We start from the raw sequence: 25,926 nt of genomic DNA on the forward strand, positions 1-25,926 counted from the left end.
TCTAAAACAGCCGGCGTCGCATCGACCCGGCTGGACTTAGCAGGTTCAGAAAAAGCCAGAAGGGGAGATGGGGCGCCACCCAACTCCCCTTTTCTTTTGCGCTTTTTACTCGAAGGAGGACTGAACCATGCAAAGTGAGCTGTTACGGGACGACCAGTACCGGTCGCCCAAGGACCGGCTGAGGCCGGATCGGTTAAGGAGCGATTGTCCTGTCCTGTTGTCACAGAGGCTCGTCATGCGCGCGCCCCACGAAGAAGACATCGACGCCCTTTCTCATCTCGCCAACAACGCCGCCGTCGCGACCATGGTGTCGCGGATGCCTCATCCCTACACGGCAAAAGACGCCGCCGACTTCGTGCGACGCTCCAATCTCGGCGAGATCGGCAAGTGCGTCTACGCGATTACGAAGACGGAGAACGGCGCGTTTCTGGGCTGCTGCGGGCTGGAACCGCATCAAAGCGATCCCGAGACACTCGAGATCGGCTACTGGCTCGGTCAGCCTTATTGGAACCAGGGTTATGCGACCGAAGCAGCACATGCGCTCATCGACATGGCATTCCGTACCCGGGAGATCCGTTTCATCGACGCCCGCTGCCGCGTGACGAATATCCCATCCCGGCGCGTGATCCAGAAGTGCGGCTTCCAGTTCCAGGGATCCGGAATGGTCGGCAGCCTTGCGCTCGGTGGCATGGTACCGGTCGAGTGGTACCGGCTGGATCGGAAGACCTGGATGTCCCTGAAGAGCTGGGGGGAAATGCGATGAACGCGCTACTCCCCAGAGAAGCAGCCTCGCTTCCCGGCCCCTGCCCGGTCGTTCGCACCGGGCAGCTGGTGCTGCGCCCGCACAAGATGAGCGACGCCCCCGCGATTGCCGAATCCCTTGGCGATTTTCAGGTCGCACGCATGCTGGCGCGGATCCCCGTGCCGTTCGACCTGCAAGACGCCACCGACTGGCTGAACCGCACCGGAGCCATTGCGACACCCGACTGGTCATTCGCCATCACCACGGGCGACGATGTCCATATCGGGGCGGTTGCCATCGAGCTTAGAAACGGGCGATGGCATCTCGGCTACTGGCTGAACCGTTACTTCTGGGGAAGAGGCTTCATGAGCGAGGCGGTCGCGGCCGGGATTGATCGCTTCTATCGGCGCATGCCCGAGGCGATCATCCATTCCGGTGCGTTCGCGGACAACACGGCATCGCTCAAAATTCAGGAGAAGCTCGGCTTCTCGATCATGCGCTGTGACGACCTCTACAGCCGCGCACGGGGAGCAATGACACCCCATATCGAAACCAGGCTTGCCCCGGCGAGTTTCCGTCGCCCGGCATGCCTGTAGATTGGCGGACAGGGGCCTTTGCCGGACGGTCGGGTGCCGTCCGGCAACATCAAGCCGAAGCAGAAAACGATCATGCCTTTCCAGCCGGATCGAATTTCATACCGACGGCGATGCCAAACTGAATGTTGTAAGTCGCGAAGTTCGCGATACTCTTTGACCTTCGGATAAACGGCCTATATCGATGGCCCGCAAAATCCGCCCATTCCGACAGTTGATCCATGGCAGTGCGATGAAATTTCTCGACGAAGCAAAAGTCTACATTCGATCCGGTGACGGCGGTGCCGGCAGCGTTTCTTTCCGGCGTGAGAAGTTCATCGAGTTCGGTGGCCCGGACGGCGGCGACGGCGGCCGTGGCGGCGACGTCTGGGTGGAAGCCGTGAACGGTCTCAACACGCTGATCGACTTCCGGTTCCAGCAGCATTTCAAGGCGAAGACTGGCCAGCACGGCATGGGCCGCAACCGGACTGGCGCCAACGGCGGCGACGTTACCCTGAAAGTGCCGGTCGGAACGCAGATCTTCGAGGAAGACAACGAAACGCTGATCGTCGACATGGTGCGTGAAGGTCAGCGCTTCCGGCTAGCCGCCGGCGGCAATGGCGGATTCGGCAACGCGCACTTCAAATCGTCGACCAACCAGGCCCCCAACTGGGCCAATCCGGGTCTCGAGGGCGAGGAAAAGACGATCTGGCTGCGGCTGAAGCTCATCGCCGACGTAGGCCTTGTTGGACTTCCGAACGCCGGCAAATCCACATTCCTGGCGACCTGCACGCGCGCTCGGCCGAAGATTGCCAACTATCCGTTCACAACACTTCATCCGAACCTCGGTGTGGCAACTGTCGACGGACGGGAATTCGTCCTCGCCGACATTCCGGGCCTGATCGAGGGCGCGCACGAGGGCGTCGGCATCGGCGACCGCTTCCTCGGCCATGTCGAACGTACCCGCGTACTCCTGCATCTCGTGTCGGCGCAGGAAGAGAACGTCGGCAAGGCTTACAAGACGGTGAAGCACGAGCTCGAAGCCTATGGCGGCGGCCTCGTCGAGAAACAGGAGATCGTCGCACTTTCGCAGATCGACGTGCTCGACAATGCGGAGTTGAAGAAGAAGGCGGCAGCGCTCAAGCGCGCCTCGGGCAAGACGCCATTGCTGCTTTCGGCAGTGACCGGCAAGGGGATGACCGAGGCACTGCGCGCCCTGCGAGACGTCGTCACGGGCGACAGCGAGTCCGAAGCGGAAATCCCCGAGCGTAGCCACAAGAAGCGTAAACACGACGAGGTGATCGAGGACGACAATCAATGACAACCGGCGAAAGATCCCTGTCACGTTACCGCCGTGTCGTCATCAAGATAGGCTCGGCTTTGCTCGTCGACCGCAAGAGCGGTCTCAAATCTTCATGGCTCGACGCGATTTGCCAGGACATCGCCGATCTAAAGACGAAGGGAGTGGACGTACTCGTCGTTTCTTCCGGCGCCATTGCGCTCGGCCGAACCGTTCTCGACCTGCCGTCCGGCGCGTTGAAGCTCGAGGAGAGCCAGGCGGCCGCAGCCGTGGGACAGATTGCTCTCGCACGCGCGTGGTCGGAGAGCCTGTCGCACTTCTCGATCGTCGCCGGCCAGATCCTGCTGACGCTCGGCGACACCGAGGAGCGACGGCGCTATCTCAACGCCCGCGCCACCATCAATCAGCTTCTAAAAATCGGTGCGGTACCGATCATCAACGAGAACGACACGGTTGCGACCACCGAAATCCGCTACGGCGACAACGACCGGTTGGCCGCACGCGTTGCCACCATGGCAGGCGCCGATCTCCTGATCCTGCTCTCTGATATCGACGGCCTTTACACAGCACCACCGCATCTCGACGCGAATGCGCTCTTTCTCGAAACCGTTGCCGAGATTACACCTGAGATCGAGGCGATGGCCGGTGGCGCTGCCTCGGAACTCTCGCGAGGCGGCATGCGCACAAAGATCGATGCAGGCAAGATCGCCACTGCGGCGGGTTGTGCGATGATCATCGCGTCCGGCAAGACCGATAATCCGATCCGCGGGATCGTGGAAGGCGCGCGCCACTCGTGGTTCGCCCCGTCCCCGGCCCCCGTCACGGCACGCAAGACCTGGATTGCAGGACAATTGCAGGCTGCGGGCGAACTCCATGTCGATGCCGGAGCGCAAGCCGCACTGCGCGCCGGCAAGAGCCTTCTGCCGGCAGGCGTAAGGAAGGTCGTCGGCCAGTTCAGCCGCGGCGACACCGTAAGCGTCATCGGAGAACAGGGCCGGGAGATCGCTCGCGGGCTGGTATCCTACGACGCTGACGAGGCTCGCAAGATCACGGGCAGAAAGTCCGGAGAGATCGAGGAGATCCTCGGCTATGCCGGGCGTGCCGCGATGATCCACCGCGACGATCTCGTGATGACTGATGCCGCACGCAAGAGCGCTGACGCCTCCGCGAAAAACAAGGACAAAGCCAATGCTTGATGCAGTTGCCACTTCTGACGACATTCAAGCGCTGATGCTCGATATTGGTTCTCGCGCCAAAGCGGCAGCCCGGCCGCTTGCAATCGCGACGACCGAACAGAAGAACCGCGCATTGCACTCGATGGCGCAGGCGATCGTCGACAGCACGGAGCTGATTCTCGCCGCCAATGCCATCGATGTCGAGAATGGCAAGGCTTCTGGCCTGACAGGTTCTTTCATGGATCGCCTGACGCTTGATGCCAGCCGGGTCGCGGCGATCGCCCAAGGCATACGTGAAGTCGCGGCGCTCAAGGATCCCGTGGGCGAGGTCATTGCGGCGTGGGATCGCCCCAACGGCCTTCATATCGAGCGCGTGCGCACGCCCCTCGGCGTCATCGGCGTCATTTATGAAAGCCGCCCGAACGTCACGGCCGATGCCGGAGCACTCTGCCTCAAGGCCGGCAATGCCGTGATCCTAAGGGGTGGCTCCGATTCAGCCCATTCCTCGCGAGCCATCCATGCCTGCCTCGCTACAGGCCTCCGCTCGGCGAGTCTTCCGGAAGATGCGATCCAGCTGGTGCCGGTCACCGATCGTGCCGCGGTCGGCGCCATGCTGACCGGCCTTGGCGGCGCGATCGATGTGATCGTGCCGCGGGGCGGCAAGAGCCTAGTGGCTCGCGTCCAGTCGGAAGCACGCGTGCCCGTCTTCGCGCACCTGGAAGGCCTCTGCCACGTCTACGTCGATCGTTCCGCCGATCTGGAAATGGCCAGGAAGATCGTGCTCAACGCGAAGATGCGACGTACCGGCGTCTGTGGCGCCGCCGAAACCCTTCTGGTCGACCGTGCCGCCGCCGGCACCCACCTCGCTCCGATTCTGGAAACGCTGGCACAGGCCGGCTGCGAGCTTCGCGCCTCACCGGAGGTGCGAGCTCTATTTCCGGCTGCGACGCCGGCTACGGAAGAGGATTGGCGGACGGAATATCTCGACGCCGTGATCGCGGTCACGTTCGTGGACGGCGTGTCTGGCGCGATTGAGCACATCGCCCAGTATTCATCCAATCATACGGAGGCCATCATCGCCGAAGATCCGAAGGCGGTCGAGCGGTTCTTCAACGAAGTCGATTCCGCGATCCTCCTGCATAACGCGTCCACGCAGTTTGCCGACGGCGGCGAGTTCGGAATGGGAGCGGAGATCGGGATTGCCACCGGAAAGATGCACGCTCGAGGTCCCGTCGGCGTGGAACAACTGACCTCGTTCAAGTATCGGGTTCACGGCACCGGACAGGTCAGGCCCTGACGTGCGAGAAGAGGCGATCGCCCATCGCTACCGGTTCATGCCACACGTGGAGCGCGGCATGGCCATCGGACTGTTCGGCGGATCGTTCAATCCCCCGCACGACGGTCATCTGTTGGTGGCGGAAATCGCGCTTCGGCGCCTCGGTCTCGACCAATTGTGGTGGATTGTCACCCCCGGCAATCCCCTGAAGAGCCGCAGTGCACTCCCCCCGTTGAGCCACCGGCTGAAACTCTGCGAGGCATTAGTACGGGATCCCCGCATCAAGGTTACCGCGTTCGAGCAGACACTCGGGACACCCTACACGGCGGAGACGTTGAGTTTTGTAAAGCGTCGCAATCCACAAGTGAACTTTGTCTGGATCATGGGCGCGGACAATCTGAAGAGCTTTCACCGCTGGCAGCATTGGCGCCGAATCGCAACGACGTTCCCGATCGCCGTGATCGATCGGCCGGGAGCGACCCTTTCCTATCTCTCCTCCAAGATGGCCCGGACTTTTTCGCGCACACGCATCGACGAGGACGACGCGGCCGTCCTCTGGAAGAAGGAGCCGCCAGCCTGGACGTTCATTCACGGGCCACGCTCTTCTCTCAGTTCCACAGCGCTGCGAGAGGCGGCTGAGGGATAGCATTTGCGGCACAACCCTTGAAAGATCGCGGATTTGATGCCACCTTTTTAGGGCATCTGCCGAGTCTGGCAGAAAGCAACGTGCTGTTCTTCAAGGAAAGGAAAGACTCTGACAACAGTACACACCAAGGGACGCACACCGGTTGTCGTCCCAAAGAGCACGGAACGTGGCGCATTTGCCGTGGCCCGCGCTCTCGAGCAGGTCCTCGCAAGTCTCGAGGACTCGAAAGCAGAAGACATCGTCACCATCAACATTGCTGGAAAGTCAGCGCTCGGCGATTACATGGTCATCGCCTCCGGGCGTTCGACCCGGCATGTCGTCGCGATCTGCGAGCATCTCATTTCGGACCTGAAGGACGAGGGCTTCGGTAGCCCCCGTGTGGAAGGGCTCGACACGGGCGACTGGGTGCTCATTGACGCTGGTGATGTCATCGTACATGTCTTCCGTCCAGAAATCCGCGAGTTCTACAACATCGAGAAGATGTGGGCGGCTCCGGAGATGGAGGAAGGCAAGCTGCACTAACAGACGGATAACACCGGTATCCGCTGTGCCGATTGAAGTGGCAACGGCCAAGGTTGCCACTATTGGTCCTTGTGGCCAATCAATGGAATAGGGACATGCGCATTGGTATCTTTGCCGTCGGGCGACTGAAAGCCGGCCCGGAGAAGGAACTTGCTTCCCGTTATATCGAGCGCTTTGCCAAGGCGGGTCCCGCCACCGGGCTAGAGTTCGCCCGCACCGTGGAGATTGCTGAAAGTCGTGCGTCGAACGCCGCGACACGCAAACGCGAGGAAGCCGCAGAGCTCATCAAGGCGATGCCGGCCGGGTCGCTGTTGGTCGTACTCGATGAGCACGGCAAGGCGCTCGACAGCGAGCAGTTCGCAGATTTTCTAGGGAAGTATCGAGATCGCGGCCAACGAGATCTGGTGATCCTGATCGGCGGAGCCGATGGCGTCGATCCTGATCTTCACGGAAAGGCTGATGCCGTTCTCAATCTCGGTCGTATGACCTGGCCGCATCAGCTCGTGCGTATCCTCATCGCCGAGCAACTCTACCGTGCGGTCACGATCCTTTCCGGCCACCCCTACCACCGGGCATGAACCGCTGCCTCCGGACGTAAAGTCCGATTGTAGTTGCGCCTTTGCGCATTTAGACAAATCAGCTTATTTTCCGGGCAACATCGGGAAAGCGATTTGCTGCACAGAATCCAGACAGAGTCTGCCGCCATCGACCCGGCCGGAAGCCGTTACGCGCTTCTCCCGGCCTGTGCCGTCGCGTTGGTCCTTGCCCTATGCCCCATCCGCGATGATGGTCGCGCACTCGCACAGGACACGGCCGGAGACGCCGCTTCTTCACCCGCCGGTGATGCGTCAGAAACTGCGCCCGATCTTGCCCTGCGCCAGAAGCGAGACGAGGTCAGCCGGGAGTTGCAAGACCTCTCCCGGACCATCCATCTCTCGGAAGAGAAAGCTGCCGAGCTCGAAGCCGACATCACCGCGCTCAAGAAGGATGCGGTCGACTTGCGATCCGCATTGATCGAATCTGCGGAACGGCGCAAGGAGCTGGAGAGAAAGATCAACGACAGTGAGGCGAAGCTCGCCGGGTTCGGAGTTCGGGAAGACGAAATTCGTCGCTCGTTCCGTGAGCGGCGCGCGGTCCTCGCCGAGGTGCTGGCCGCCCTGCAGCGAATGGGGCGGAATCCACCCCCCGCCCTGCTGGTCAGTCCGGAAGATGCCCTTGCCTCGGTGCGAACCGCAATCCTGCTCGGCGCTGTCGTTCCGGGCATCCGCAAGGAGACGGAGGAACTGGCGACGGATCTGCAGGAGTTGGCGGATCTAAAGAGAAGGATCGGTGCGGAAAAGGAAGCGCTGGCTACCACCATGGCAAGTCGGCAGGAAGAGGAGCGCCGGATGGACCTGCTCCTGATCGCGAACGAACGGCTCTCGCTCTCCCGCGCAGACGAGCTTGCGGCAGAACGCCAGCGTTCCGAACAACTGGCTGAGAAGGCCTCCAATCTCGAACAACTCATCGCCTCTCTCGAGGGCGAGATCACGTCCGTCCGCGAGGCCGCCGAGAAGGCAAGGCAGGAGGAGGAGCGCCGCCGTCAGCAGACGGAGGAACAGCGACAAAAGGCACGAGAACTGGCCGAAAGCCTGCCCGACAAAAACCGTATTGCCCCGGCATATCCGTTTTCCGAACTGAAGAACAAACTCGAGCTACCGGTGGCGGGCGAGATCCTGCGCCGTTTCGGCGATCCGGACGGTACCGGCCACACTGCAATGGGCGTGACGATCGCCGCAACCTCGGGATCGTTAGTGACGGCGCCGTCGGACGGTTGGGTCGTGTTTGCCGGCGAGTTCAGAAGCTACGGACAGATGATCATTCTGAATACGGGCGACGGTTATCATGTCGTCCTCTCCGGGATGGACGAGGTCAGTACCAGTCAAGGCAAGTTCGTTCTCTCCGGCGAGCCCATCGGAACGATGGGTGAGAAGAGACTAGCAAGCGCCACGGCATTGACGCTGGAAACCGATCGTCCGACGCTTTACATTGAATTCAGGAAAGATGGAAAACCTGTTGATTCCCGTCCCTGGTGGACTGGTCAGGACTCTGGAAAGGCACAGAATGGTACGTAGGGTTTCACTTCTTCTCGTCGGCGCGTTGATGGGCGCGACGGCGATGGGCGTCATTTACTCGGCCGGCGTTCCCGCGCAGGCCGCCGGGCCCTCCACCTACAAGGAACTGGCGATTTTCGGCGACGTCTTCGAGCGCGTCCGCGCGCAATACGTGACGCCGCCGGATGAAGAAAAGCTGGTGGAGAACGCCATCAACGGCATGCTGAGCTCGCTCGATCCACATTCGAGCTACATGAATGCCAAGGATGCGGCCGATATGCAGACCCAGACGAAGGGCGAGTTCGGCGGCATCGGCATCGAAGTCACCATGGAAGATGAGCTCGTAAAGGTCATCACGCCGATCGACGACACCCCGGGCGCCCGCGCCGGCATTCTGGCCGGCGATCTGATCTCCGAAATCAACGGCGAACCGGTGCGTGGTTTGAAGCTTGAAGAAGCCGTCGAAAAGATGCGGGGCGCGGTCAATACGCCCATCAAGCTGACGGTCCTGCGCAAGGGCGCCGACAAGCCTCTCGAGTTCAACATTGTGCGCGAGATCATCGCAGTCAAGGCGGTCAAGTCGCGCGTCGAAGGAGACGTCGGCTATCTTCGGGTGATCTCCTTCACGGAAAAAACCTATGACGACCTCGAAGCGGCGATCACGAAAATCAAGAAGGAAGTCCCGGCCGACAAGCTGAAGGGCTATGTCCTGGACCTCCGACTGAATCCGGGTGGTCTTCTGGATCAGGCGATCTACGTCTCCGACGCCTTCCTCGAAAAGGGAGAAGTGGTCTCCACGCGCAGCCGCAACGCCGACGATACGCGCCGCTTCAATGCCAGCGCAGGCGACCTCACCGACGGCAAGCCGGTTATCGTACTGGTGAATGGCGGCTCTGCGTCGGCGTCGGAGATCGTGGCCGGCGCGCTGCAGGATCTGAAGCGTGCCACCGTTCTCGGAACTCGCTCGTTCGGCAAGGGTTCCGTGCAAACGATCATTCCCATGGGCGAGAAGGGTGCCTTGCGCTTGACGACGGCGCTCTATTACACCCCATCGGGCAAGTCGATCCAGGGTACCGGTATCGAACCCGACATCAAGGTCGATCAACCCTTGCCGGAAGATCTGAAGGGACGCGTCCGGGCGGAAGGTGAATCGGCATTGCCTGGACATATCCAGGGACAGAACGAGACCAACGAAGGTTCCGGCTCCTTTGCCTATGTGCCGCCGGAAGCTAAGGACGACGTTCAGTTGAACTATGCTCTGGACCTGCTGCGCGGCAAGAAGACGGACCCGTCCTTCCCGGCCGATCCCGAGAAGGCGGTCGTTGCCAAGTAAATGAGCGGGCGCCGGAGTTCTCCGGCGCCCGTTTTGCTGCCGCTTGAGGGGACGGAATAAGGCATTGGGGGCTGACCTGCACAAAGCGCTGGGACAGGGCGAGCGGCGGCGTCCCCGCAAAACATTACGCGTTTCTTGGCGAGCAATTGGAAGTTTCGCGGGCGTCTCGGTTGTACTTGGTCTCTCTCTGTTTTCCACCCTGACGCCACTGCCGCTGCACGATTCAACGCCGAACCTGCCGTCTTCTAGAGCGTCTGGCCCAGATGCGACAGGCGAGATCCCGGAGCAGCCACCGATTGGCGCCGGGTTGACGGCGACGCGACCGGCTGCCGGCGCCGATGTCGAGCGGACGGTGACCGACAACGGAACGGTTGTCACAAAGTACAGCCCGAAGGCGCGCGGTAACAGCGGACCGTTACTGATCGACACGCCGCGCATCGGGCAGGATCCGCGCATGGCGGGAACGCCGAATGAACTCCTTCTTGAAGACAGTCCCCAGGGCCGGCTGCCGACGGTCGGACCCGACGGGCTCCGGCCAATTGATCAGTATGCACGGCCATGGTCAGGTGCCAGGGGCACGCGGATCGCCATCGTCGTCGGAGGCCTGGGACTCAGCCAGACGGGCACGCAGCGAGCTATTCGTGAGCTTCCGGGGGAGATTACGCTTGCCTTCGCGGCGACTGGCAACAGTCTTCAGCGGTGGATGCAGGAAGCACGGCGGGACGGTCACGAGATTCTGCTACAGGTCCCCCTCGAACCTTTCGATTACCCGAGCAACGACCCTGGACCCGGGACGCTTCTGACCACGGCCGGAGCGGACACCAACATGGCCAATCTTCACGAGGCGATGGCAAGCATCACCAACTACACGGGGATCATGAACTATATGGGCGGCAAGTTCCTTGCGGACGCCAATGCACTCGAGCCTGTAATGCGCGATATCAGTAAACGTGGTTTGCTGTTCTTCGACGACGGATCATCCGCTCGGTCGCTGAGCGGTCAGATGGCAAAGGCTATGGGGATGCCTCAGGCTTTCGCGGATGTACAGATCGACGGGCAACTCGACCAACAGGCGATCCTGCGCCGTCTGGACGAACTGGAGCGCATTGCTCTACGAAAGGGAAGTGCAACCGGTGCCGGCTCGGCCTTCGACGAGACAATTGACGCCGTTCGCAAGTGGAGCGAAGAAGCATCGCGTCGCGGCATCGAGATCGTAGCGATCTCGGCGCTGGCGGAAAACCCTCAGCCGTGAAGGATCGACATGCCTCATATGAGTGAACGGACAGTCCGGGCCGAAGATCTGCCTTATCGTCCCTGCGTCGGAGTCATGGTTCTCAATCGGGAGGGACTAGTCTGGGTCGGACGTCGCATTCCGGCGGAGAATTCAGAGTTCGACGGCTCGCCGAAGCTTTGGCAGATGCCACAGGGGGGAATCGACGACGGAGAGGATGCCCTGAGTGCCGCGGTGCGGGAGCTCTACGAGGAGACCGGAATGAGATCCGTGTCCCTGTTGGCGGAAGCCGGCCGCTGGATCAATTACGAACTGCCGCCGCAATTGATTGGCGTCGCGCTCAGGGGAAAATACCGCGGCCAGACACAGCGGTGGTTCGCCTTCCGGTTCGAAGGAGATGAGCATGAGATCGCCATCAACCCACCCCCGGGCGGCCATCACGCTGAATTCGATGCCTGGGCATGGAAACCCATGCAAGAATTACCGGACCTGATCGTTCCCTTCAAACGGGCGGTCTATGATCAGGTGATCGCGGAATTTCGCCATCTCGCTGACGGAGGATGACGCCCGCATATTTGCGGGCGTTTGTCAGTGTCACTCCGCCGAGTCGGCTGAATTCGAGTTCAGGAGTCCGTAGCGCTCCTCTCCCAGCTTGCTCAGGAGATCCAGCTGGGTTTCGAGAAAGTCGATATGGCCCTCCTCGTCAGCAAGGAGCTCCTCGAAGAGCGCCATGGTGACGTAGTCGCCCGCCTGATGACAGATATCGCGAGACTTTTTGTAGGAAGTGCGGGCGTCATACTCGCCGGCGAGGTCTGCCTCCAGGACTTCCCTGACGGTTTGCCCGATCCTTAACGGAGCAACCGACTGCAGGTTCGGATGGCCTTCGAGAAAAATGATGCGGGCAACCAGCTTGTCCGCATGATGCATTTCCTCGATGGATTCGGCGCGCTCCTTTTTCGCGAGCTTCGTGTAGCCCCAGTCTTCGAGAAGACGGTAGTGAAGCCAATATTGGTTGACCGCGCCGAGTTCGAGGAAGAGGGCTTCGTTAAGCCGCTCGATGACTCCTGTGTCGCCTTTCAAGGTCCGCTCTCCTTCTTTCTTCGTGGAAAGTCTTCAGGCGTGTAATGAAATCAACAACGTCGGCCTGCGTCGAGTGGCGACGGGCATGATATTCTTCGGTTGTGCTGATAATCAGATCGACAACCGTTGGGAAGCAGCCGCAGCAACGGCCACGCTTGGCCATTGCATGATAAACCTTTGCAGGCACAATGAGCTGCCAGCAGTCCTCATCGAGAAGCTGATTGATCACGTCCTTGATTTCGGTGTCGGTGATATAGTTGCAGCTGCAAACAAGCATAGTGCGGCCTGTCCGGGAACTCGTACTCGTCCTTCCTTTTGCTAAAGAAGAGATTTAGTGTCAAGAAAATTTCTGGTACGTGCGACAATCGCTACGTGAGTCAATGGAAGTTACGGCCTTTCGGCATGGCGTCCTGCGCGGACCCGACGGATGGGGAAATGCCTCTTGGAGGTTCGGACTTCCTGAACATCTGCTCGATAGTCGAATGGGAAGTCGCGCCAACATTGCCCGATCCGTCATTGCAATCGCTCTCCAGAAGACCAAGAGCGGATGACCAATCCTCGATCTCCTCCGCGATCACGTGAATGACTCCGTCGGCCTTTTGTACTCGTCCGTGGACCTTTACGAAGCGCGCCACCATGACCACCGGCCGGAAACGCTCGAAGGTCTTCGACCAGACAATGATATTGGCAATTCCGGTCTCGTCCTCGATGGTCATGAAGATAATCCCGTTCGCCGAGCCGGGTCGTTGGCGCACCAGCACCAGCCCGGCGATGGTAGTCTTCCGTCCATTCTCCACGATCTCCAAATCTCGGCATCGGCGTATTTGGAGTGCGTCCAGTTGCTCGCGGAGAAAAGAGACGGGATGCGCCTTCAGGGACAGAGAGAGATAGCGATAATCATTGACCACCTGCTCGCTGTCCCGCATCTGTGGAAGCGGCGTTTCAGGTTCCAACTGAAGGTCGCCATGATCGGTAAAGAGCGGCAGATGTTCAACGGCGCGTCCTTCCTCGATGGCCTTTGCCTCCCACAAGGCAGCTCGGCGGTCGAGCTTGATCGAGCGAAAGACATCCGCGTCTGCGAGCCGTTCGATGACGGAACGGGGAAGACCGGTCCGCAACCAGAGATCCCGGACGGAACCGTAACCGTTGCCTCGGCAAGCGAGGAGCCGGTCAACATCCTTCCGTGTCAGTCCCTTGATCTGCCGGAATCCGAGCCGAACCGCCTTCCGCGCTAGAATCACGCCTTGCATCGAAACATGTCGGGGATGGATGCAATCTCGTTCGAAAGCTCCGTCTTCCAAGGTCGCATCCCAATCGGATTCGTTGATATCGACTGGCCGCACCACGACCCCGTGTTCCCGTGCATCCCGCACCAATTGCGCCGAAGTGTAGAATCCCATCGGTTGTGAATTGAGAATGGCGACACAGAAAACATCTGGATAATACGCCTTGAGCCAGCTGGACGCATAGACCAGAAGGGCAAAGGATGCGGCGTGGCTCTCCGGAAAGCCATACTCGCCGAAACCCTCGATCTGCCGGAAACAACTCTCGGCGAATTCGGCATCATAACCATTCTTGACCATGCCTTCGACCATCTTCTTCCGGAAGGTATGGATCGTTCCGGTTCTTTTGAACGTCGCCATCGCCCGTCTGAGACGGTCAGCCTCACCTGGTGTGAAGCCCGCAGCGGTGATAGCGATTTGCATGACCTGTTCCTGAAAAAGTGGAACGCCGAGTGTTCGCTCCAGCACTCCCTCCAGTTCAAGGCTCGGATATTTAACCGCTCGGCCGGCACGTTTGTCCTCCCGTCGTTTCAGATAGGGATGCACCATGTTGCCCTGAATGGGGCCGGGCCTGACGATCGCCACCTCGATCACCAGATCGTAGAATTCCAGAGGCCTGAGACGTGGCAGCATGCTCATCTGGGCCCGGCTCTCGATCTGAAAAACGCCGATCGTGTCGGCCCGGCAAATCATGTCATAAACCGCCGGCCGATGGTCCCGGCACAGATCGGCGAGTGTAATACGCTTGCCGTAATGGCTTTCCAGAAGCTTGAAGGCTCTGGCAAGGCACGTCAGCATACCAAGCGCCAGAATGTCGATCTTGAGGATGCCGAGTGTATCGAGATCATCCTTGTCCCATTCGACCATGTAGCGACCATCCATCGCCGTTTTCATGATCGGAACCACCTCGTCCAGCCTGTCGCGCGTGATGACGAAGCCGCCGACATGCTGGGTCAAGTGACGCGGAAACCCGATGAGCTTGGAAGCATAGGTGAGGACACGTTGTGTCGTCAGATTGCTCATGTCCAGACCCGCCGCCTTGGCCTCGCGCTTGGAAAGATTGGCAGCCGACCATCCCCAGACATTGCTTGCGAGCGCCGATTGCACATCCTCCGACAGTCCGAAAGCTTTGGCGACCTCACGACCTGCCGAGCGCGCCCGATAGCAACTCACCGCCGCTGCCAATCCGGCATGCTCGCGCCCGTAACGTTCATAGATATGCTGGATGACGACTTCTCGCTTCTCATGCTCGAAATCGACGTCGATATCCGGAGGCTCGTCGCGTTCCGTCGAGATGAACCGCTCGAAGAGCAGCGTTGTCCTCTCCGGATCGACTTCGGTAATGCCGAGACAGTAGCAGACGACGGAATTGGCCGCCGAACCTCGCCCCTGACAGAGAATGCCCTCACTCCGGGCAAACTCGATGATGTTGCGCACCGTCAGAAAATAGGGCTCGTATTGCTTCTCGCGAATGAGAGCGAGTTCATAGTCGATCTGCGTTGAGATCTTTCCGGGCACCCCTTCGGGATAACGCCTTGCCGCACCAGAGCGAGCCAATCTCTCGAGCGTCTCAGACGGTGTTTCACCGGTAAGGCTCTCATCGGGATACTGGTAGCGCAACTCGTCCAGAGAAAAAGAGAGCCGGCTAAAGAACTGCTGCGTATTGGCGATCGCCTGCGGATAATGCCGGAAGAGCTGGGCCATTTCCGCCCCGGTTTTCAGATACCGTTCCGCATTCGCGGCCAGACGGAAACCGGCTTCGGCGATGGGGACATGGGTACGGATAGCGGTGACGATATCAGCGAGCGGACGGCGCGCTGCCTCGTGATAAAGCGGCTCATTGCTGGCGATCAGGGCAAGTCCCACCGTCTCGGCCATGGACGCGAGTATGGCAAAGGCAACCCGATCGAGACCGTCATAACGTGGAACAAGCGCCAAGTATGCCCGATTGCCAAACCGGGAGACCAAGCGTCGAAGCAAGCCAGGCAAATCGCTGTCGCCAGTGGCCTGCTCCGTCGTCGGTGCCACCGCAATCAGCAAATCCTCTCCCCATTCAATCAGATCCTCCTCATGGAGAATGCAAACGCCCTTTTCTCCCCTGAGATTGCCGGAACTGAGCAGCCGGCAGAGATTTCCCCATCCGTGGCGGTTTTGCGGATAGGCAAGGATATCCGGCGTACCGTCGGCGAAGACTAGCCGTGCCCCCGGCTGGAACCGGAAGCCCGTCTCCTTGGCTTGGGCATGCACGCGCACCACCCCCGCAACGGTGTTTCGATCCGCAACACCGAGGCCTGGAAGGCAAAGCCGTCTGGCCGCCTCGACGAGTTCCTCCGGATGAGACACCCCTTCCAGAAAGGAAAAATTCGTTCGTGTTCCGATCTCGAAAAAGGCGGGTGCGGCCGTCATGCAAAAACTCCGTGCATGAACCAGCGTGGCATCTCGGCATTCGAGACATAGGCGCCCTCACGAAACAACCAGTAGCGATGACCCTCGTCATCCTCGACCTGGAAATAGTTCCGGGCGGGAGCCTCTTCACCATCGATCCACCATTCCATGGCGAGTTTCTCCGGACCTTCGGCCCGTCGGACACGATGAAGACATCGCCGCCAACGGAAACTCATGGGGGGGCCTTCCGGAGCCTCGGCCGCTGCCTCGATAATTTCCGGAACCTTCAGTAGACGGATCGGCCGCCTCGCCCTGACCGGCCAGCCCGTCCCAGCTTCCTTCTGCCCGACGTCCGGCGGGGAGACGATCCCCATAAGATCGGTGACCGACGGAAGAAGCGATGCTCGTTCCGGCACATGGCTTTCTTGCAAGACAGGCCGCACGAGACAATCCGGACCAAAACGGGCGACCGCCTGATCGACAAAAGTTGCCAATGCGGTTTCGACGGGAGCACCGCCGACAAAATCCGACTGCAAGCGGTGGAGCGTCTCTGCCTGCAGCACATTGAGTCGCATGATCTCGAAACCATAACCTGTATCCAGATCGTCATGCAGGGCGACAAGGCGCTCGGAAAAGAGGCAGGAAATGCCTGTCGGATCGCGCAAAGGGACGGAACTGCCCACACCAATTCGGAAGACCCTTCCGTCGACCCTGAAAAGAAGCAATTCGAAGCGGCGACCACCCTGGCAACGTGCCTCGAGTTCCGTTTTCAACGTCACAGCCATCCGTTGGACGAGTTGAAGGATGGCTTCCTCGCACTGAAGGGGTTCGGCAAGACACCGCTCGACGGAGAGGTCCGCAACTGGGCGGCGCGGCGAGATCGGCTCATCCTCCCGTCCGAGCATCTGGTCGAGCCGCAACAATGGCAAGGGACCGAACCGGCGAGCAAGCGGTGCCCGTGGAGCAGCAAGCAGATCCCCCACCCGCTTGAGCCCCGTCTTTCGAAGCGCCAATACCGTCTCCTCCGGCAACCGGCATGCGGCCACCGGAAAGGAGGCCGGGACAGATTTGGTGTGCCTTTCGGCGACAGTGCCATTGCCGCCAAAGCGCGCCATTGCCCAGGACAACCCGGGCGTGGAGGAAATCGCTCCACGGGCATCAAGCCCCATCTCGAACAGGCGCTTCAGAATATCTCCAAGCAACAATTCTTCGCCGCCCAAAAGATGGGAACAGCCGGTGATGTCGAGAAAAAGGCCGTCCCCGCCCTCGATGGCGACCAGCGGCGTATAGCGGTCGCACCAGTCGGCAATTCCTTCCAGAAATCGGCGCTCGGCAGCCTCATCGGCTATAACGGCATCAAGAGCAGGACAAATCGCCCGCGCTTCCGCCAGACCCTGACCGGGTTTCAGCCCGATGGCGACACCGATCTCGTCGACAGCCGTCAGCCGCATGGCATTCTTCATCCGCCCTGTGCAAACGAGAGGTGGATGGTCAGGACGCCCTGTCGAACGCCACGACGCCCCCCAGTAACGACGTGCGATCCTGTCCGTCGGCAGATGGGGAAAGAATAGCGCCAAAATTCGTCTGCTTGTTGTCTGCTGGAACAGGGAGAGGGGTGGTGAGGGAAAACAGACGGTCATAGGGGTTCCACTCCAGATGGATGTCGACAGGTGCCGGAAGTCGGCTCTTTTCCAGGGTGACCCGGAAAACGGGGTTGGCGATGCTGCCGCCGAGTACGGAACCATCGGGAATACGACGGGATTGCGCCAATGACGGGCGAATGCGAACGCGAAAGACGGCGCTGCCGGCCTCTTGTTCCCCTCCCTGCCGCAACAACAGCAGGGGCCGGCCAGTGGAATGCGCCTTGAGACTGAGACGGCGGCTTTCCGTCAGGCCGAAACGACGAGGATTGCCGCAAGCTTCCAGAATGACGGCACAGAAGACGCCACTTGCAAGACCTGCCTCGGCAAGCCAGAGCCCATCCTCGATCCGCCTTGGTCTGGCATACAGGAGATGCCGCGGATCAAGTCCGTAATCCCGCAGACCTGCGGCATGGGGAAGACCGGCCTCCCTAGCGACGGTCTCATCGCCAATCCAGAGAATGCGGGCCGGCCCTGCGCCGGAAGAGGAATGCACCAGAAGACGAGCGGAAAGCGCCAGCATGAAACCACTTGCCGCTCCGGCATCACCCAGCCGATCGCTGCGAATTTCGGTTACGGCATCAAGGGGAAGTCCGCCTTCCATGGGTTCATCCATTGCCTGAAGACCGAACGGCAATATCTTCATGCCACCTCTCCCGGAGGTTCGCACTGCAAGTCCGGGCATCTCTGTTTCCCCGCGCGCGGCATCCAGATCGACTACAGTTCGTCCCTCGATATGAGCGATGGTCTGACGCAGGGCAAAAAGCGTCTCCCGCGCCACAGCCTTCCCAGCCATGACGTCCAACTCCGTTTTTGTTCTCTATATGTTCCTATGGATTCCAGAGCTTCAGTAAAGAGTCAACCGCATTTCATAAGAATTTATTCCTTGTCCGGATTTTCCCTCGAAAAGTGCCGGCAAAGGTCCTATATGACTGGACAGACAAGGAGTTCCGATGGCCCGGATGGATCAGACCGAAGATTGGCGTGAACGCCACGCACCGACGATCAGCACGTTTGAATCACTGGCGATCGAAGCCTATAGCCATCTGCCGGAAGAATTCCGTGCACTCACCGACAACCTGATTATCGAGATCGCCGACTTTCCGACCGACGAAGTCTTCGAGGATATGGCGCTCGAAACTCCTTTTGATCTGCTGGGCCTCTTCGAAGGCCGTGGCATTTCCGAGCGTTTCACCATGGAAACCGGCGAGATGCCGAACCGCATCATGCTCTACCGCCGTCCGATTCTCGACTATTGGGCGGAAAACGACGAAACCCTGGGCGACATCATCACCCATGTGTTGATCCACGAAATCGGGCATCACTTCGGCCTGAGTGACGACGACATGGCCCGGATCGAGGAAAGCGCCGAAGACGCTGCTGCCAACGGCTGACGAAAGTCCAGTCTTCAAAGAAAAAGGCCCCGATCGGGGCCTTTCTTTATTGCTCGCCGAGCTTCATGCTCGGGTCGTAATCCTTGCCGTGCACCGTCTTCACCACCGCCTGTCCGCAGTACATTTGGTTCGTAACGGCATTGAAGGAGAGGCTCGGTGCACCATGCAACTCCCAGCCCTTGTTCAATGCGTCGGTGACCCGATGGCAAAACGATGCATCGTCCGGCCCCGTGAGGAATCGATAAAGTTTCATGCCGAATTGCCTTTCCTGTCCTGGATAATTTTTGCCTTGGCCAACAGCCGCTCGGCCTGATCGAGATGCAGCCGTTCGATCATTTGGCCGTTGCTGTTGACGACGTTGAGTTCGGCCGCCGCCGGAGCAGCGAAGGCCTCGGCAATTGCCTGTGCCTCCGCAATCTCTTCCGTGCTCGGACCGAAATACCGGTTCGCCGGGCCGATCTGTGCGGGGTGGATCAACATTTTTCCGTCGAAACCCATGGAACGCCCCTGCCGGCACTCGGCTTCGAAAGCGGCAATATCGCTGAAATCATTGCCGACGCTGTCGATTACGTCCAGTCCGAAGGCCCGCGCCGCCAGAACCACCTGCATCAACCAGGGCACAAGAAAAGTCCGACCGGACCCTGCCGGCACAGCCGTCGCCTTGCGCAGATCGTTGAGGCCGACCACCAGACAGTCAAGTCGCGCACCATCGGTTCGGCCCATTCGCGCAATTGCGGCCGCATTGAGTACACCGAGAGGCGTTTCCGTCATGGCCCATATGCGCAAGCCCTCCGGCGCGTCGGCCTCGGCCAATAGATCGGCCACCCGTTCCACGTCCTGCGGGCCGTCGACCTTCGGCAACAACACGGCGTCGGGACGGCAAGCGATGACCGCCGCCATATCGTCATCGGCGAATCCGGTATCGTGACCGTTGATCCGGATGACACACTCCTTGTCGTGTAACGGCGACACTTCGCCAAAGAAGCGCCGGAGATTCTCGCGTGCTTCCCCTTTCTTTTCCGGAGCGACCGAGTCTTCGAGGTCGAAGATCACGACGTCGCAGTCGAGATCCGGAACCTTGGCAAGTGCTCGCGGATTGATGGCAGGAACGCTCAAAACGGAGCGGCGCAGCCGGACCGAAAGACTGGCAGACGATGACAAGCTCATGGGCGCACTTGTGCCAAGCTTTGTCGGAGCATGCAAGACGATCGAACGTCAGGAAGCCTTGCAATTATAGGGCAGAAGGACCACCTTATTTGGGAAAGGACTTCGACCATGCAAAATTTTCGCGCCATTGGCCTCGCTCTCGTCGGCATTTGCGTCTTCGCGGCTGCCGCCGTTTTCACGATTTCGCTTACCCTGGTCGCCGGAGCGATCCTGACCGTTTCTCTCGCCGTGCGCATGCTTTCGATGCGGGCAAAACCGGCCCCCCTCCGTGCCAAGGCCAAGAGCCGTGAGATGCATGTGTGGAATGACGGACGCGGCACCATCATCGATCTCTGACCCGCTGATCCACATATACGTATCGAGCAGACGCAACCATTGGCGCCTGAGGACGACGCGCACGCCGTGGAAGTGAGATTCTCCTTCAATTTCTCTCGGTTTTCCTCTATTGGCAGGAAACCCGCAGGAAGTTGAAGATCACAGGCAGGAATGATGGAAAAGTTCGTTAAGCTCACCGGCGTCGCCGCGCCGCTTCCGGTCGTCAATATAGACACCGACATGATCATCCCGAAGGATTATCTGAAGACGATCAAGCGCACTGGCCTCGGCAAAGGACTTTTCGCGGAAGCCCGTTACAAGGAAGACGGCTCCGAGAACGCGGACTTCGTTCTCAACAAGCCCGCCTATCGCAACGCGCAGATCCTGGTCGCCGGAGACAACTTCGGCTGCGGTTCCTCTCGCGAGCACGCGCCCTGGGCCCTGCTCGATTTCGGCATCCGCTGCGTGATTTCGACCAGTTTCGCCGACATCTTCTACAACAACTGTTTCAAGAACGGCATCCTGCCGATCGTCGTCAGCCCCGAAAACCTCGAGAAGCTGATGGACGATGCCGGCCGCGGCTCCAATGCAGTTCTGACCGTTGACCTGGAAGCTCAGGAAATCACCGGCCCAGACGGCGGCACGATCAAGTTCGACGTCGATCCGTTCAAGCGCCATTGCCTGCTGAACGGCCTCGATGACATCGGCCTGACACTCGAGAAGGCGGCGAGCATCGCGAATTTCGAAAAGGCCAATGCTGTTGCTCATCCCTGGGCATAAGCTCTCTCAAGAATTTCGATGAAGGCGGCCTTACGGTCGCCTTCATCGCTTTTGGTCCAAGGCGTACCGCTTACGGTCTTGCCGCGCTTGAAATGGCGGTCTGCTGTCGATAAAACGCCGCAACTTATTTGAAGCAGGGGTTTCCCATGACAGTGCGCAAGCTTTTCCTTCTCCCTGGTGACGGCATCGGCCCCGAGACCATGGCCGAGGTCCGCAAGATCGTCGCCTACATGAACAGCGAGATGAAGGCTGGGTTCGAGACCGACGAGGGACTGGTCGGCGGATGCGCCTACGACGCGCACGGCGTTGCGATCTCCGAAGGTGACATGGCCAAAGCGATGGCCGCAGACGCCGTACTCTTCGGTGCTGTCGGTGGTCCGAAGTGGGATGCCGTTCCCTATGACGTCCGCCCGGAAGCCGGTCTCCTCCGACTTCGCAAGGATCTCGAACTCTTCGCCAATCTTCGCCCGGCGATCTGCTATCCCGCCCTCGCTTCGGCGTCATCGCTGAAGCCTGAACTGGTCGAAGGCCTCGATATCCTGATCGTGCGCGAGCTCACGGGTGGCGTATACTTTGGCGAACCGAAGACGATCACCGATCTCGGCAACGGCCAGAAACGCGCAATCGACACACAGGTCTACGACACCTACGAGATCGAGCGTATCGCATCGGTCGCGTTCGAGCTTGCCCGCACCCGTAAGAATGCTGTCTGCTCCATGGAGAAGCGGAACGTCATGAAGTCCGGCGTGCTGTGGAACCAGGTCGTCACCGACGTCCACAAGACGAAGTACCCGGACGTCAAGCTCGAGCACATGCTGGCCGATGCTGGCGGCATGCAGCTGGTGCGCAATCCGAAACAGTTCGACGTCATTGTCACGGACAACCTCTTCGGCGACATGCTCTCTGACGTCGCCGCCATGCTGACCGGCTCTCTCGGCATGCTTCCCTCGGCATCGCTCGGTGCGCCCGATGTGAAGACCGGCAAGCGCAAGGCTCTCTATGAGCCGGTTCATGGATCCGCGCCCGACATCGCCGGAAAGGCTGTTGCCAATCCGATCGCGATGATCGCGTCGTTCGCGATGTGCCTTCGTTATTCGTTCAATATGATCAAGGAAGCCGACACCCTGGAAAAGGCAATCGCGAACGTCCTGGAAAAAGGTATCCGGACGGGCGACATCATGGCCGAGGGTTGCCGGCAGGTCGGAACCTCTGAAATGGGCGACACCATTCTCGCAGAATTCAAGACACTTTCCGCATGAGTATCTGACGGCCGGGCCCGCGCGGCTTTTGCGGGCCTTCAGGCTACATGGGTACATTCTTCACCGGGCGCCAAACATCGCCCGGACCGTAAAGAGCCATACGGCTCGAGGACGCACTGTGGCAAAGGGCCGCCAGGTTAGAACCATTGAGAAGAAAAACGCAGGCGCAATCGCGGCTTGGCTGAAAGCCCGCCGTGAAAGAAATACACTTCCTGCTTCTTCGTCCTACTGGCAGATTTTTCTATTCGTCAGTGCCAACCTCGTCGTGCTGGCGTTTCTGGTCTTTGATATGCCCGCGGCGGCAACGGCCGGAAACGTACCGAGCGCGGTACGTTCGGTCAGTCGCGCAGTCACCGACATCGGCAAATCTGGGTGGATGCTCTTCGGATCCGCCTTCATATTCTTCGCGACGTTCATGGCAGCCGGCAGGGTCGAAGGCGCCAGAGAGCGTTTTCAGGCGCTCTATACAAGCCAGATTGCCCTTTATCTCTTCACAACCGTCGCCCTTTCCGGCCTCTCGGCGAATCTGATCAAGCGCGCGATCGGCCGCGCCCGGCCGATCCAGTTCGAAGAGTGGGGTGTGTTCGGCTTTTCACCCTTTGCCGGAAATGCCCGCTTCGAGAGCTTCCCTTCGGGTCACGCAACCACCATCGGTGCGCTCTTCATGGCTCTCGCGCTGCTCCTTCCACGCTATCGTGCCGTTCTTGCCATGCTGGCCGTCTGGCTCGGCATGACGCGAGTCATGGTAGGAGCACACTATCCGAGCGATGTAACCGCTGGATTGGCGTTCGGCGCCTGGTTCTCGCTGTTGATCGCCATCGCGTTTTCGCGCTACGGCATCGTCTTCAAGCCCGGCCCGAACGGGCTGCCGATGCCACGCCTTCCCCTTCCACACAACATCTGGCCGAATTTTCGCGCGCGACGATCACGCTGAGGGCACCGCTCTTTCCTACTTTCACAAGTGCGTGAGAAGAGCCATTTCTACTCAACGGGATGCGCCGATCCGGTGACGAACCCGTAAAATGGGTGCGTGATATTCAGCTCCAGCTGATTCTCCTCGGATTCAGGTCGAGAAAGTTTTCTCGATTCATGGAACCCGGGCTCCGCTTACCCGTTCATCAAAGGCCGTCAGTGCTCGTGCCCCGCATGGCCATCCAGTTTTTGGAGACGCAAATGAACGCCATGTCCGTTGACAGACACATTATCCGTTTTGCCATGGCTCAGCCCTATCTGGAACGCGAGGAGGAGATTGATCTCGCCAAAAGATGGAAAAATGGCCAGGACCGGGACGCCCGCAATCGAATTGCCTATGCGCATATGCGTCTTGTCATTGCCATGGCGACGAAATTCCGCGGCTTCGGCCTCCCGCTCAATGATTTGATCCAGGAAGGCTATATAGGTCTCCTCGAAGCAGCCGCACGCTTCGATCCGGCGCGGGAGGTCCGCTTCTCCACCTATGCAGGGTGGTGGATCCGCGCCTCGATGCAAGATTACATTCTCCGCAACTGGTCGATCGTCAGAGGCGGAACGAGTTCATCCCAGAAAGCGCTCTTCTTCAATCTTCGCAGGCTGCGTGCGAAGCTGGCCCAGACTGACAGCCACCTGACCGATCAGGCCATTCATCAGCAGATCGCAGCCACGCTTGGCGTCAGCGTGGCTGATGTCCAGTCGATGGATGCCCGTCTGGCTGGGAGCGATGCCTCCCTGCAGACACCAATCATGGGCAAGAATGGACAGGGCGTCGAACAACTCGAAATGCTGGAGAGCGAGGAGCTCCCGCCCGACGAACAAGTGCGCGGCAAGATCGACGGCGAGCGCTGGTCGAAATGGCTCAAATGCGCCATGGAGCGACTGAACGATCGTGAAACCCGGATCATTCGGGCACGTCGCCTCTCCGAAGATGGTGCAACCCTCGAAGAACTCGGCGCCGAACTCGGCATTTCCAAGGAAAGGGTGCGCCAGATCGAAACCCGCGCGATGGAAAAGCTGAAGACGGCCCTGAGCAGTTGCGGTCCTACCACCGGCGAGCTTCGCGAATTGGCCACCTGACAGCCACGACTCGGCCGGGCGTTACTCCGAGATGATCTTTACGCGGCTCCCGGGCGCGAGCGTCGCCCCGGTGTTGAGTGCGTTGATCAACTTGAACAGTTCGAGCTTCCGTTCGGTACCCATCATCCGTGCCGCGAGTGAGCCGATCGTATCGCCTTGCCCAACGGTAATGACCCTGACACGCAACGGCTTCAGAGAAGCCGCCTCCTGTCGGGTAATCCGACGGAAACTCGACCGGAGCTTGTCCGCCGTCGGTTCCAGGGTCGGGCTGCCTTTCGGCACCGCGGTCAGGAAGCGAAAGATCTGCGGACCGATCCGGATGACAGTGACGTCGAAATCCCACCGTTCCGCAGAGGCCTTCGCCGTGGCCGCTTCGAGGCCATTTATGGTAATCGCGTGAATTGTCTCGGGAAGAAGTCCTGTGACCCACCCGCTCGAAATGTAGTTGGAAAGGCTGCGGCGATCGCTGTCGGCGATCCCGTCGAAGCGGATCGCGACATCGCCCGGGCCTGTTGCCAGCACCGCTTCAACCTTGTTGTCGATCTGAAAGCCGTCCGGAACGTCGAAGCGGATGCCGAGCCCTGCGTGCAGGAAAGTCTGCCCACGGACATAGCCCTCCTGCGGGCTGTCGCCATAGAGCAGGCCGTCGATTCCCTGTAGGTAATAGTCACGCCCCGTCTCGCCGTGCGTTCCCTCGGGTCCAAAGGCGCGCGCATGGCGGCGGGCCAGCTCCACGCGCTGCGGGGCATTCGGGTGGCTCGACAAAAAGTCGAGACTCTGGTCCGAATAGGGATCGACCGAGGTGAAGTGACTGTAGGCCGCCATCGAATCGAGGAAACGCGCCGCAGCATAGGGATCATACCCGGCCTCGCCCAATGTTCGTACGCCGATGACATCCGCTTGCAACTCCTGCTGACGCGAAAACGCCGCCAGACGGAGCTTTCCGCGCGCGAGTGCCTGCTTCCCGGCGATATCACTCGAAAGAACCTCCGCCACCACGCGGCTGGCGATCACCTCCGCCTCTTCACGGCGTTGACGCTCGATTCCGTGGTTGGCGGTGACATGTGCCATCTCGTGCGACAGCACAGCGGCCACCTCCGACGCGTCATTGGCGAGTGCAAGCAGACCACGCGTCACGTAGAGGTACCCACCGGGCAGTGCAAAGGCGTTGATTGCCGGAGAGTTGAGGATCGTGATCCGGTAGGACTGGTTCGGGTTCTCCGAAACAGCCGTCAGCGCGCCCGCAATACGCGCCACCAGTTTCTCCGTCTTCTCGTCATGATACTCGCCGCCATAACTTGCGACGATCCGCGGATGTTCGCGCGCGCCCATCTGTGCCCGCGGATCACCCTTTTGAACCTCTTCGACGATCTGCGGGGTGCTCGAAGGCGAGACATCCGGGACATAAGCCTGTTCGAACAGCGACTGGCACGACGACAGCAACGCAGTCAACGAAACGGCCGCGAGCAGATTCAACGACCCTCGCAATCCCCGCATACTCGCAAAAGGACCAAGCGCCCACATGTGTCTGTCCGTCGGAGCTGGCATTCTGCCTGGGCTACCTTCCTTCAATACGAGCGGCTGGCACCAATGACTGCCGCCCTCGACTATCATTACCAGCTGCATGTTCTTCGTGTCTTCGATATGCCCGAAACAACATCATTCAACCGGCAACCACAACCAG

26 protein-coding genes are annotated in these 25,926 nt (G+C 59.9%); 19 read left to right on the forward strand and 7 right to left on the reverse strand.

Annotated features, from left to right (window positions below):
* Window positions 1–127 precede the first annotated feature (127 nt).
* The 12 genes from EUU22_RS21375 (at window position 128) to EUU22_RS21430 (ending at window position 11,454) form a co-directional block, all read left to right on the forward strand.
* The gene (locus tag EUU22_RS21375) at window positions 128–763 is read left to right on the forward strand and encodes a GNAT family N-acetyltransferase (protein WP_129333996.1); all 636 of its coding nucleotides are present in this window, start codon (window positions 128–130) and stop codon (window positions 761–763) included.
* The gene (locus tag EUU22_RS21380; RefSeq protein ID WP_129333997.1) at window positions 760–1,338 is read left to right on the forward strand and encodes a GNAT family N-acetyltransferase; all 579 of its coding nucleotides are present in this window, start codon (window positions 760–762) and stop codon (window positions 1,336–1,338) included. The genes EUU22_RS21375 and EUU22_RS21380 overlap by 4 nt, the downstream gene beginning before the upstream one ends.
* 229 nt (window positions 1,339–1,567) lie before the next feature.
* Window positions 1,568–2,635 (forward strand): GTPase ObgE, encoded by a 1,068-nt coding sequence (gene obgE, locus EUU22_RS21385; protein ID WP_129333998.1) that lies wholly within the window; start codon window positions 1,568–1,570, stop codon window positions 2,633–2,635.
* On the forward strand, window positions 2,632–3,810 hold the full coding sequence (gene proB, locus EUU22_RS21390) for a glutamate 5-kinase (RefSeq protein WP_129333999.1): 1,179 nt from the start codon (window positions 2,632–2,634) through the stop codon (window positions 3,808–3,810). Before obgE ends, proB begins: the two co-directional genes overlap by 4 nt.
* A complete protein-coding gene (locus tag EUU22_RS21395; protein ID WP_205687947.1) occupies window positions 3,803–5,086 on the forward strand; it encodes a glutamate-5-semialdehyde dehydrogenase in 1,284 nt (427 codons plus the stop codon). The genes proB and EUU22_RS21395 overlap by 8 nt, the downstream gene beginning before the upstream one ends.
* Before the next feature lie 37 nt (window positions 5,087–5,123).
* Window positions 5,124–5,711, forward strand: coding sequence for a nicotinate-nucleotide adenylyltransferase (locus tag EUU22_RS21400; protein ID WP_129334143.1), 588 nt, complete (start codon window positions 5,124–5,126; stop codon window positions 5,709–5,711).
* A gap of 54 nt (window positions 5,712–5,765) precedes the next feature.
* Window positions 5,766–6,233, forward strand: coding sequence for a ribosome silencing factor (rsfS, locus tag EUU22_RS21405; RefSeq protein WP_129334000.1), 468 nt, complete (start codon window positions 5,766–5,768; stop codon window positions 6,231–6,233).
* Between the two features lie 95 nt (window positions 6,234–6,328).
* A complete protein-coding gene (gene rlmH / locus EUU22_RS21410; protein WP_129334001.1) occupies window positions 6,329–6,811 on the forward strand; it encodes a 23S rRNA (pseudouridine(1915)-N(3))-methyltransferase RlmH in 483 nt (160 codons plus the stop codon).
* Between the two features lie 126 nt (window positions 6,812–6,937).
* Window positions 6,938–8,347 (forward strand): murein hydrolase activator EnvC family protein, encoded by a 1,410-nt coding sequence (locus EUU22_RS21415; RefSeq protein ID WP_129334145.1) that lies wholly within the window; start codon window positions 6,938–6,940, stop codon window positions 8,345–8,347.
* A complete protein-coding gene (locus tag EUU22_RS21420; RefSeq protein ID WP_129334002.1) occupies window positions 8,337–9,659 on the forward strand; it encodes a S41 family peptidase in 1,323 nt (440 codons plus the stop codon). Before EUU22_RS21415 ends, EUU22_RS21420 begins: the two co-directional genes overlap by 11 nt.
* Before the next feature lie 64 nt (window positions 9,660–9,723).
* Complete coding sequence (locus EUU22_RS21425) at window positions 9,724–10,911, forward strand: divergent polysaccharide deacetylase family protein (RefSeq protein ID WP_129334003.1); 1,188 nt, start codon at window positions 9,724–9,726, stop codon at window positions 10,909–10,911.
* Between the two features lie 18 nt (window positions 10,912–10,929).
* Window positions 10,930–11,454, forward strand: a complete 525-nt coding sequence (locus EUU22_RS21430; protein ID WP_129334004.1) for an RNA pyrophosphohydrolase — start codon at window positions 10,930–10,932, stop codon at window positions 11,452–11,454.
* Window positions 11,455–11,484: 30 nt separating this feature from the next.
* Here EUU22_RS21430 and bfr read toward each other — a convergent pair whose 3' ends face one another.
* Window positions 11,485–11,970 (reverse strand): bacterioferritin, encoded by a 486-nt coding sequence (gene bfr / locus EUU22_RS21435; protein WP_129334005.1) that lies wholly within the window; start codon window positions 11,968–11,970, stop codon window positions 11,485–11,487.
* On the opposite strand from bfr, the gene EUU22_RS26300 reads away from it, so the two are divergent.
* Window positions 11,948–12,292 carry a hypothetical protein gene (locus EUU22_RS26300; RefSeq protein ID WP_245485214.1) on the forward strand — a complete coding sequence of 115 codons (345 nt, stop codon included), beginning with the start codon at window positions 11,948–11,950 and terminating at the stop codon, window positions 12,290–12,292. The genes bfr and EUU22_RS26300 overlap by 23 nt on opposite strands.
* A gap of 55 nt (window positions 12,293–12,347) precedes the next feature.
* Here the strand turns inward: EUU22_RS26300 and EUU22_RS21445 are convergent, their stop codons facing one another.
* Genes EUU22_RS21445 through EUU22_RS25890 form a run of 3 tightly spaced genes read right to left on the reverse strand, consistent with a single transcriptional unit; the run spans window position 12,348 to window position 18,074 of the window.
* Window positions 12,348–15,659, reverse strand: a complete 3,312-nt coding sequence (locus EUU22_RS21445; RefSeq protein ID WP_129334007.1) for an error-prone DNA polymerase — start codon at window positions 15,657–15,659, stop codon at window positions 12,348–12,350.
* Window positions 15,656–17,215, reverse strand: a complete 1,560-nt coding sequence (locus tag EUU22_RS21450; RefSeq protein WP_280956511.1) for a Y-family DNA polymerase — start codon at window positions 17,213–17,215, stop codon at window positions 15,656–15,658. The genes EUU22_RS21445 and EUU22_RS21450 overlap by 4 nt, the downstream gene beginning before the upstream one ends.
* A complete protein-coding gene (locus tag EUU22_RS25890; RefSeq protein WP_245485218.1) occupies window positions 17,130–18,074 on the reverse strand; it encodes an ImuA family protein in 945 nt (314 codons plus the stop codon). The genes EUU22_RS21450 and EUU22_RS25890 overlap by 86 nt, the downstream gene beginning before the upstream one ends.
* A gap of 157 nt (window positions 18,075–18,231) precedes the next feature.
* Here EUU22_RS25890 and EUU22_RS21460 point away from each other — a divergent pair, with 157 nt between their 5' ends.
* Window positions 18,232–18,672 carry a metallopeptidase family protein gene (locus EUU22_RS21460; RefSeq protein WP_129334009.1) on the forward strand — a complete coding sequence of 147 codons (441 nt, stop codon included), beginning with the start codon at window positions 18,232–18,234 and terminating at the stop codon, window positions 18,670–18,672.
* 46 nt (window positions 18,673–18,718) lie between these two features.
* Here the strand turns inward: EUU22_RS21460 and EUU22_RS21465 are convergent, their stop codons facing one another.
* Both EUU22_RS21465 and EUU22_RS21470 read right to left on the reverse strand, forming a co-directional pair.
* Window positions 18,719–18,925, reverse strand: a complete 207-nt coding sequence (locus EUU22_RS21465; RefSeq protein WP_129334010.1) for a DUF1737 domain-containing protein — start codon at window positions 18,923–18,925, stop codon at window positions 18,719–18,721.
* The gene (locus tag EUU22_RS21470) at window positions 18,922–19,839 is read right to left on the reverse strand and encodes an HpcH/HpaI aldolase/citrate lyase family protein (RefSeq protein ID WP_165351254.1); all 918 of its coding nucleotides are present in this window, start codon (window positions 19,837–19,839) and stop codon (window positions 18,922–18,924) included. The genes EUU22_RS21465 and EUU22_RS21470 overlap by 4 nt, the downstream gene beginning before the upstream one ends.
* Window positions 19,840–19,947: 108 nt before the next feature.
* On the opposite strand from EUU22_RS21470, the gene EUU22_RS21475 reads away from it, so the two are divergent.
* The 5 genes from EUU22_RS21475 (at window position 19,948) to EUU22_RS21495 (ending at window position 24,242) form a co-directional block, all read left to right on the forward strand.
* On the forward strand, window positions 19,948–20,175 hold the full coding sequence (locus EUU22_RS21475) for a hypothetical protein (protein ID WP_129334011.1): 228 nt from the start codon (window positions 19,948–19,950) through the stop codon (window positions 20,173–20,175).
* 153 nt (window positions 20,176–20,328) lie between these two features.
* The gene (gene leuD, locus EUU22_RS21480) at window positions 20,329–20,934 is read left to right on the forward strand and encodes a 3-isopropylmalate dehydratase small subunit (RefSeq protein ID WP_129334012.1); all 606 of its coding nucleotides are present in this window, start codon (window positions 20,329–20,331) and stop codon (window positions 20,932–20,934) included.
* A 146-nt stretch (window positions 20,935–21,080) separates the two neighbouring features.
* Entirely contained in the window at window positions 21,081–22,193 is a 1,113-nt protein-coding gene (gene leuB / locus EUU22_RS21485) for a 3-isopropylmalate dehydrogenase (protein WP_129334013.1), read from the forward strand.
* Between the two features lie 118 nt (window positions 22,194–22,311).
* Window positions 22,312–23,127, forward strand: a complete 816-nt coding sequence (gene lpxE / locus EUU22_RS21490; RefSeq protein WP_245485219.1) for a lipid A 1-phosphatase LpxE — start codon at window positions 22,312–22,314, stop codon at window positions 23,125–23,127.
* A 239-nt stretch (window positions 23,128–23,366) separates the two neighbouring features.
* Window positions 23,367–24,242 carry an RNA polymerase factor sigma-32 gene (locus EUU22_RS21495; RefSeq protein ID WP_129334148.1) on the forward strand — a complete coding sequence of 292 codons (876 nt, stop codon included), beginning with the start codon at window positions 23,367–23,369 and terminating at the stop codon, window positions 24,240–24,242.
* 21 nt (window positions 24,243–24,263) lie between these two features.
* On the opposite strand, the gene EUU22_RS21500 is transcribed toward EUU22_RS21495, so the two are convergent.
* Window positions 24,264–25,739: a M48 family metalloprotease gene (locus tag EUU22_RS21500; protein ID WP_205687949.1), complete on the reverse strand. Its 1,476-nt coding sequence runs from the start codon at window positions 25,737–25,739 to the stop codon at window positions 24,264–24,266.
* Between the last annotated feature and the right edge of the window lie 187 nt (window positions 25,740–25,926).

It is taken from the genome of Ciceribacter ferrooxidans (assembly GCF_004137355.1).
Lineage (GTDB): Bacteria > Pseudomonadota > Alphaproteobacteria > Rhizobiales > Rhizobiaceae > Allorhizobium > Allorhizobium ferrooxidans.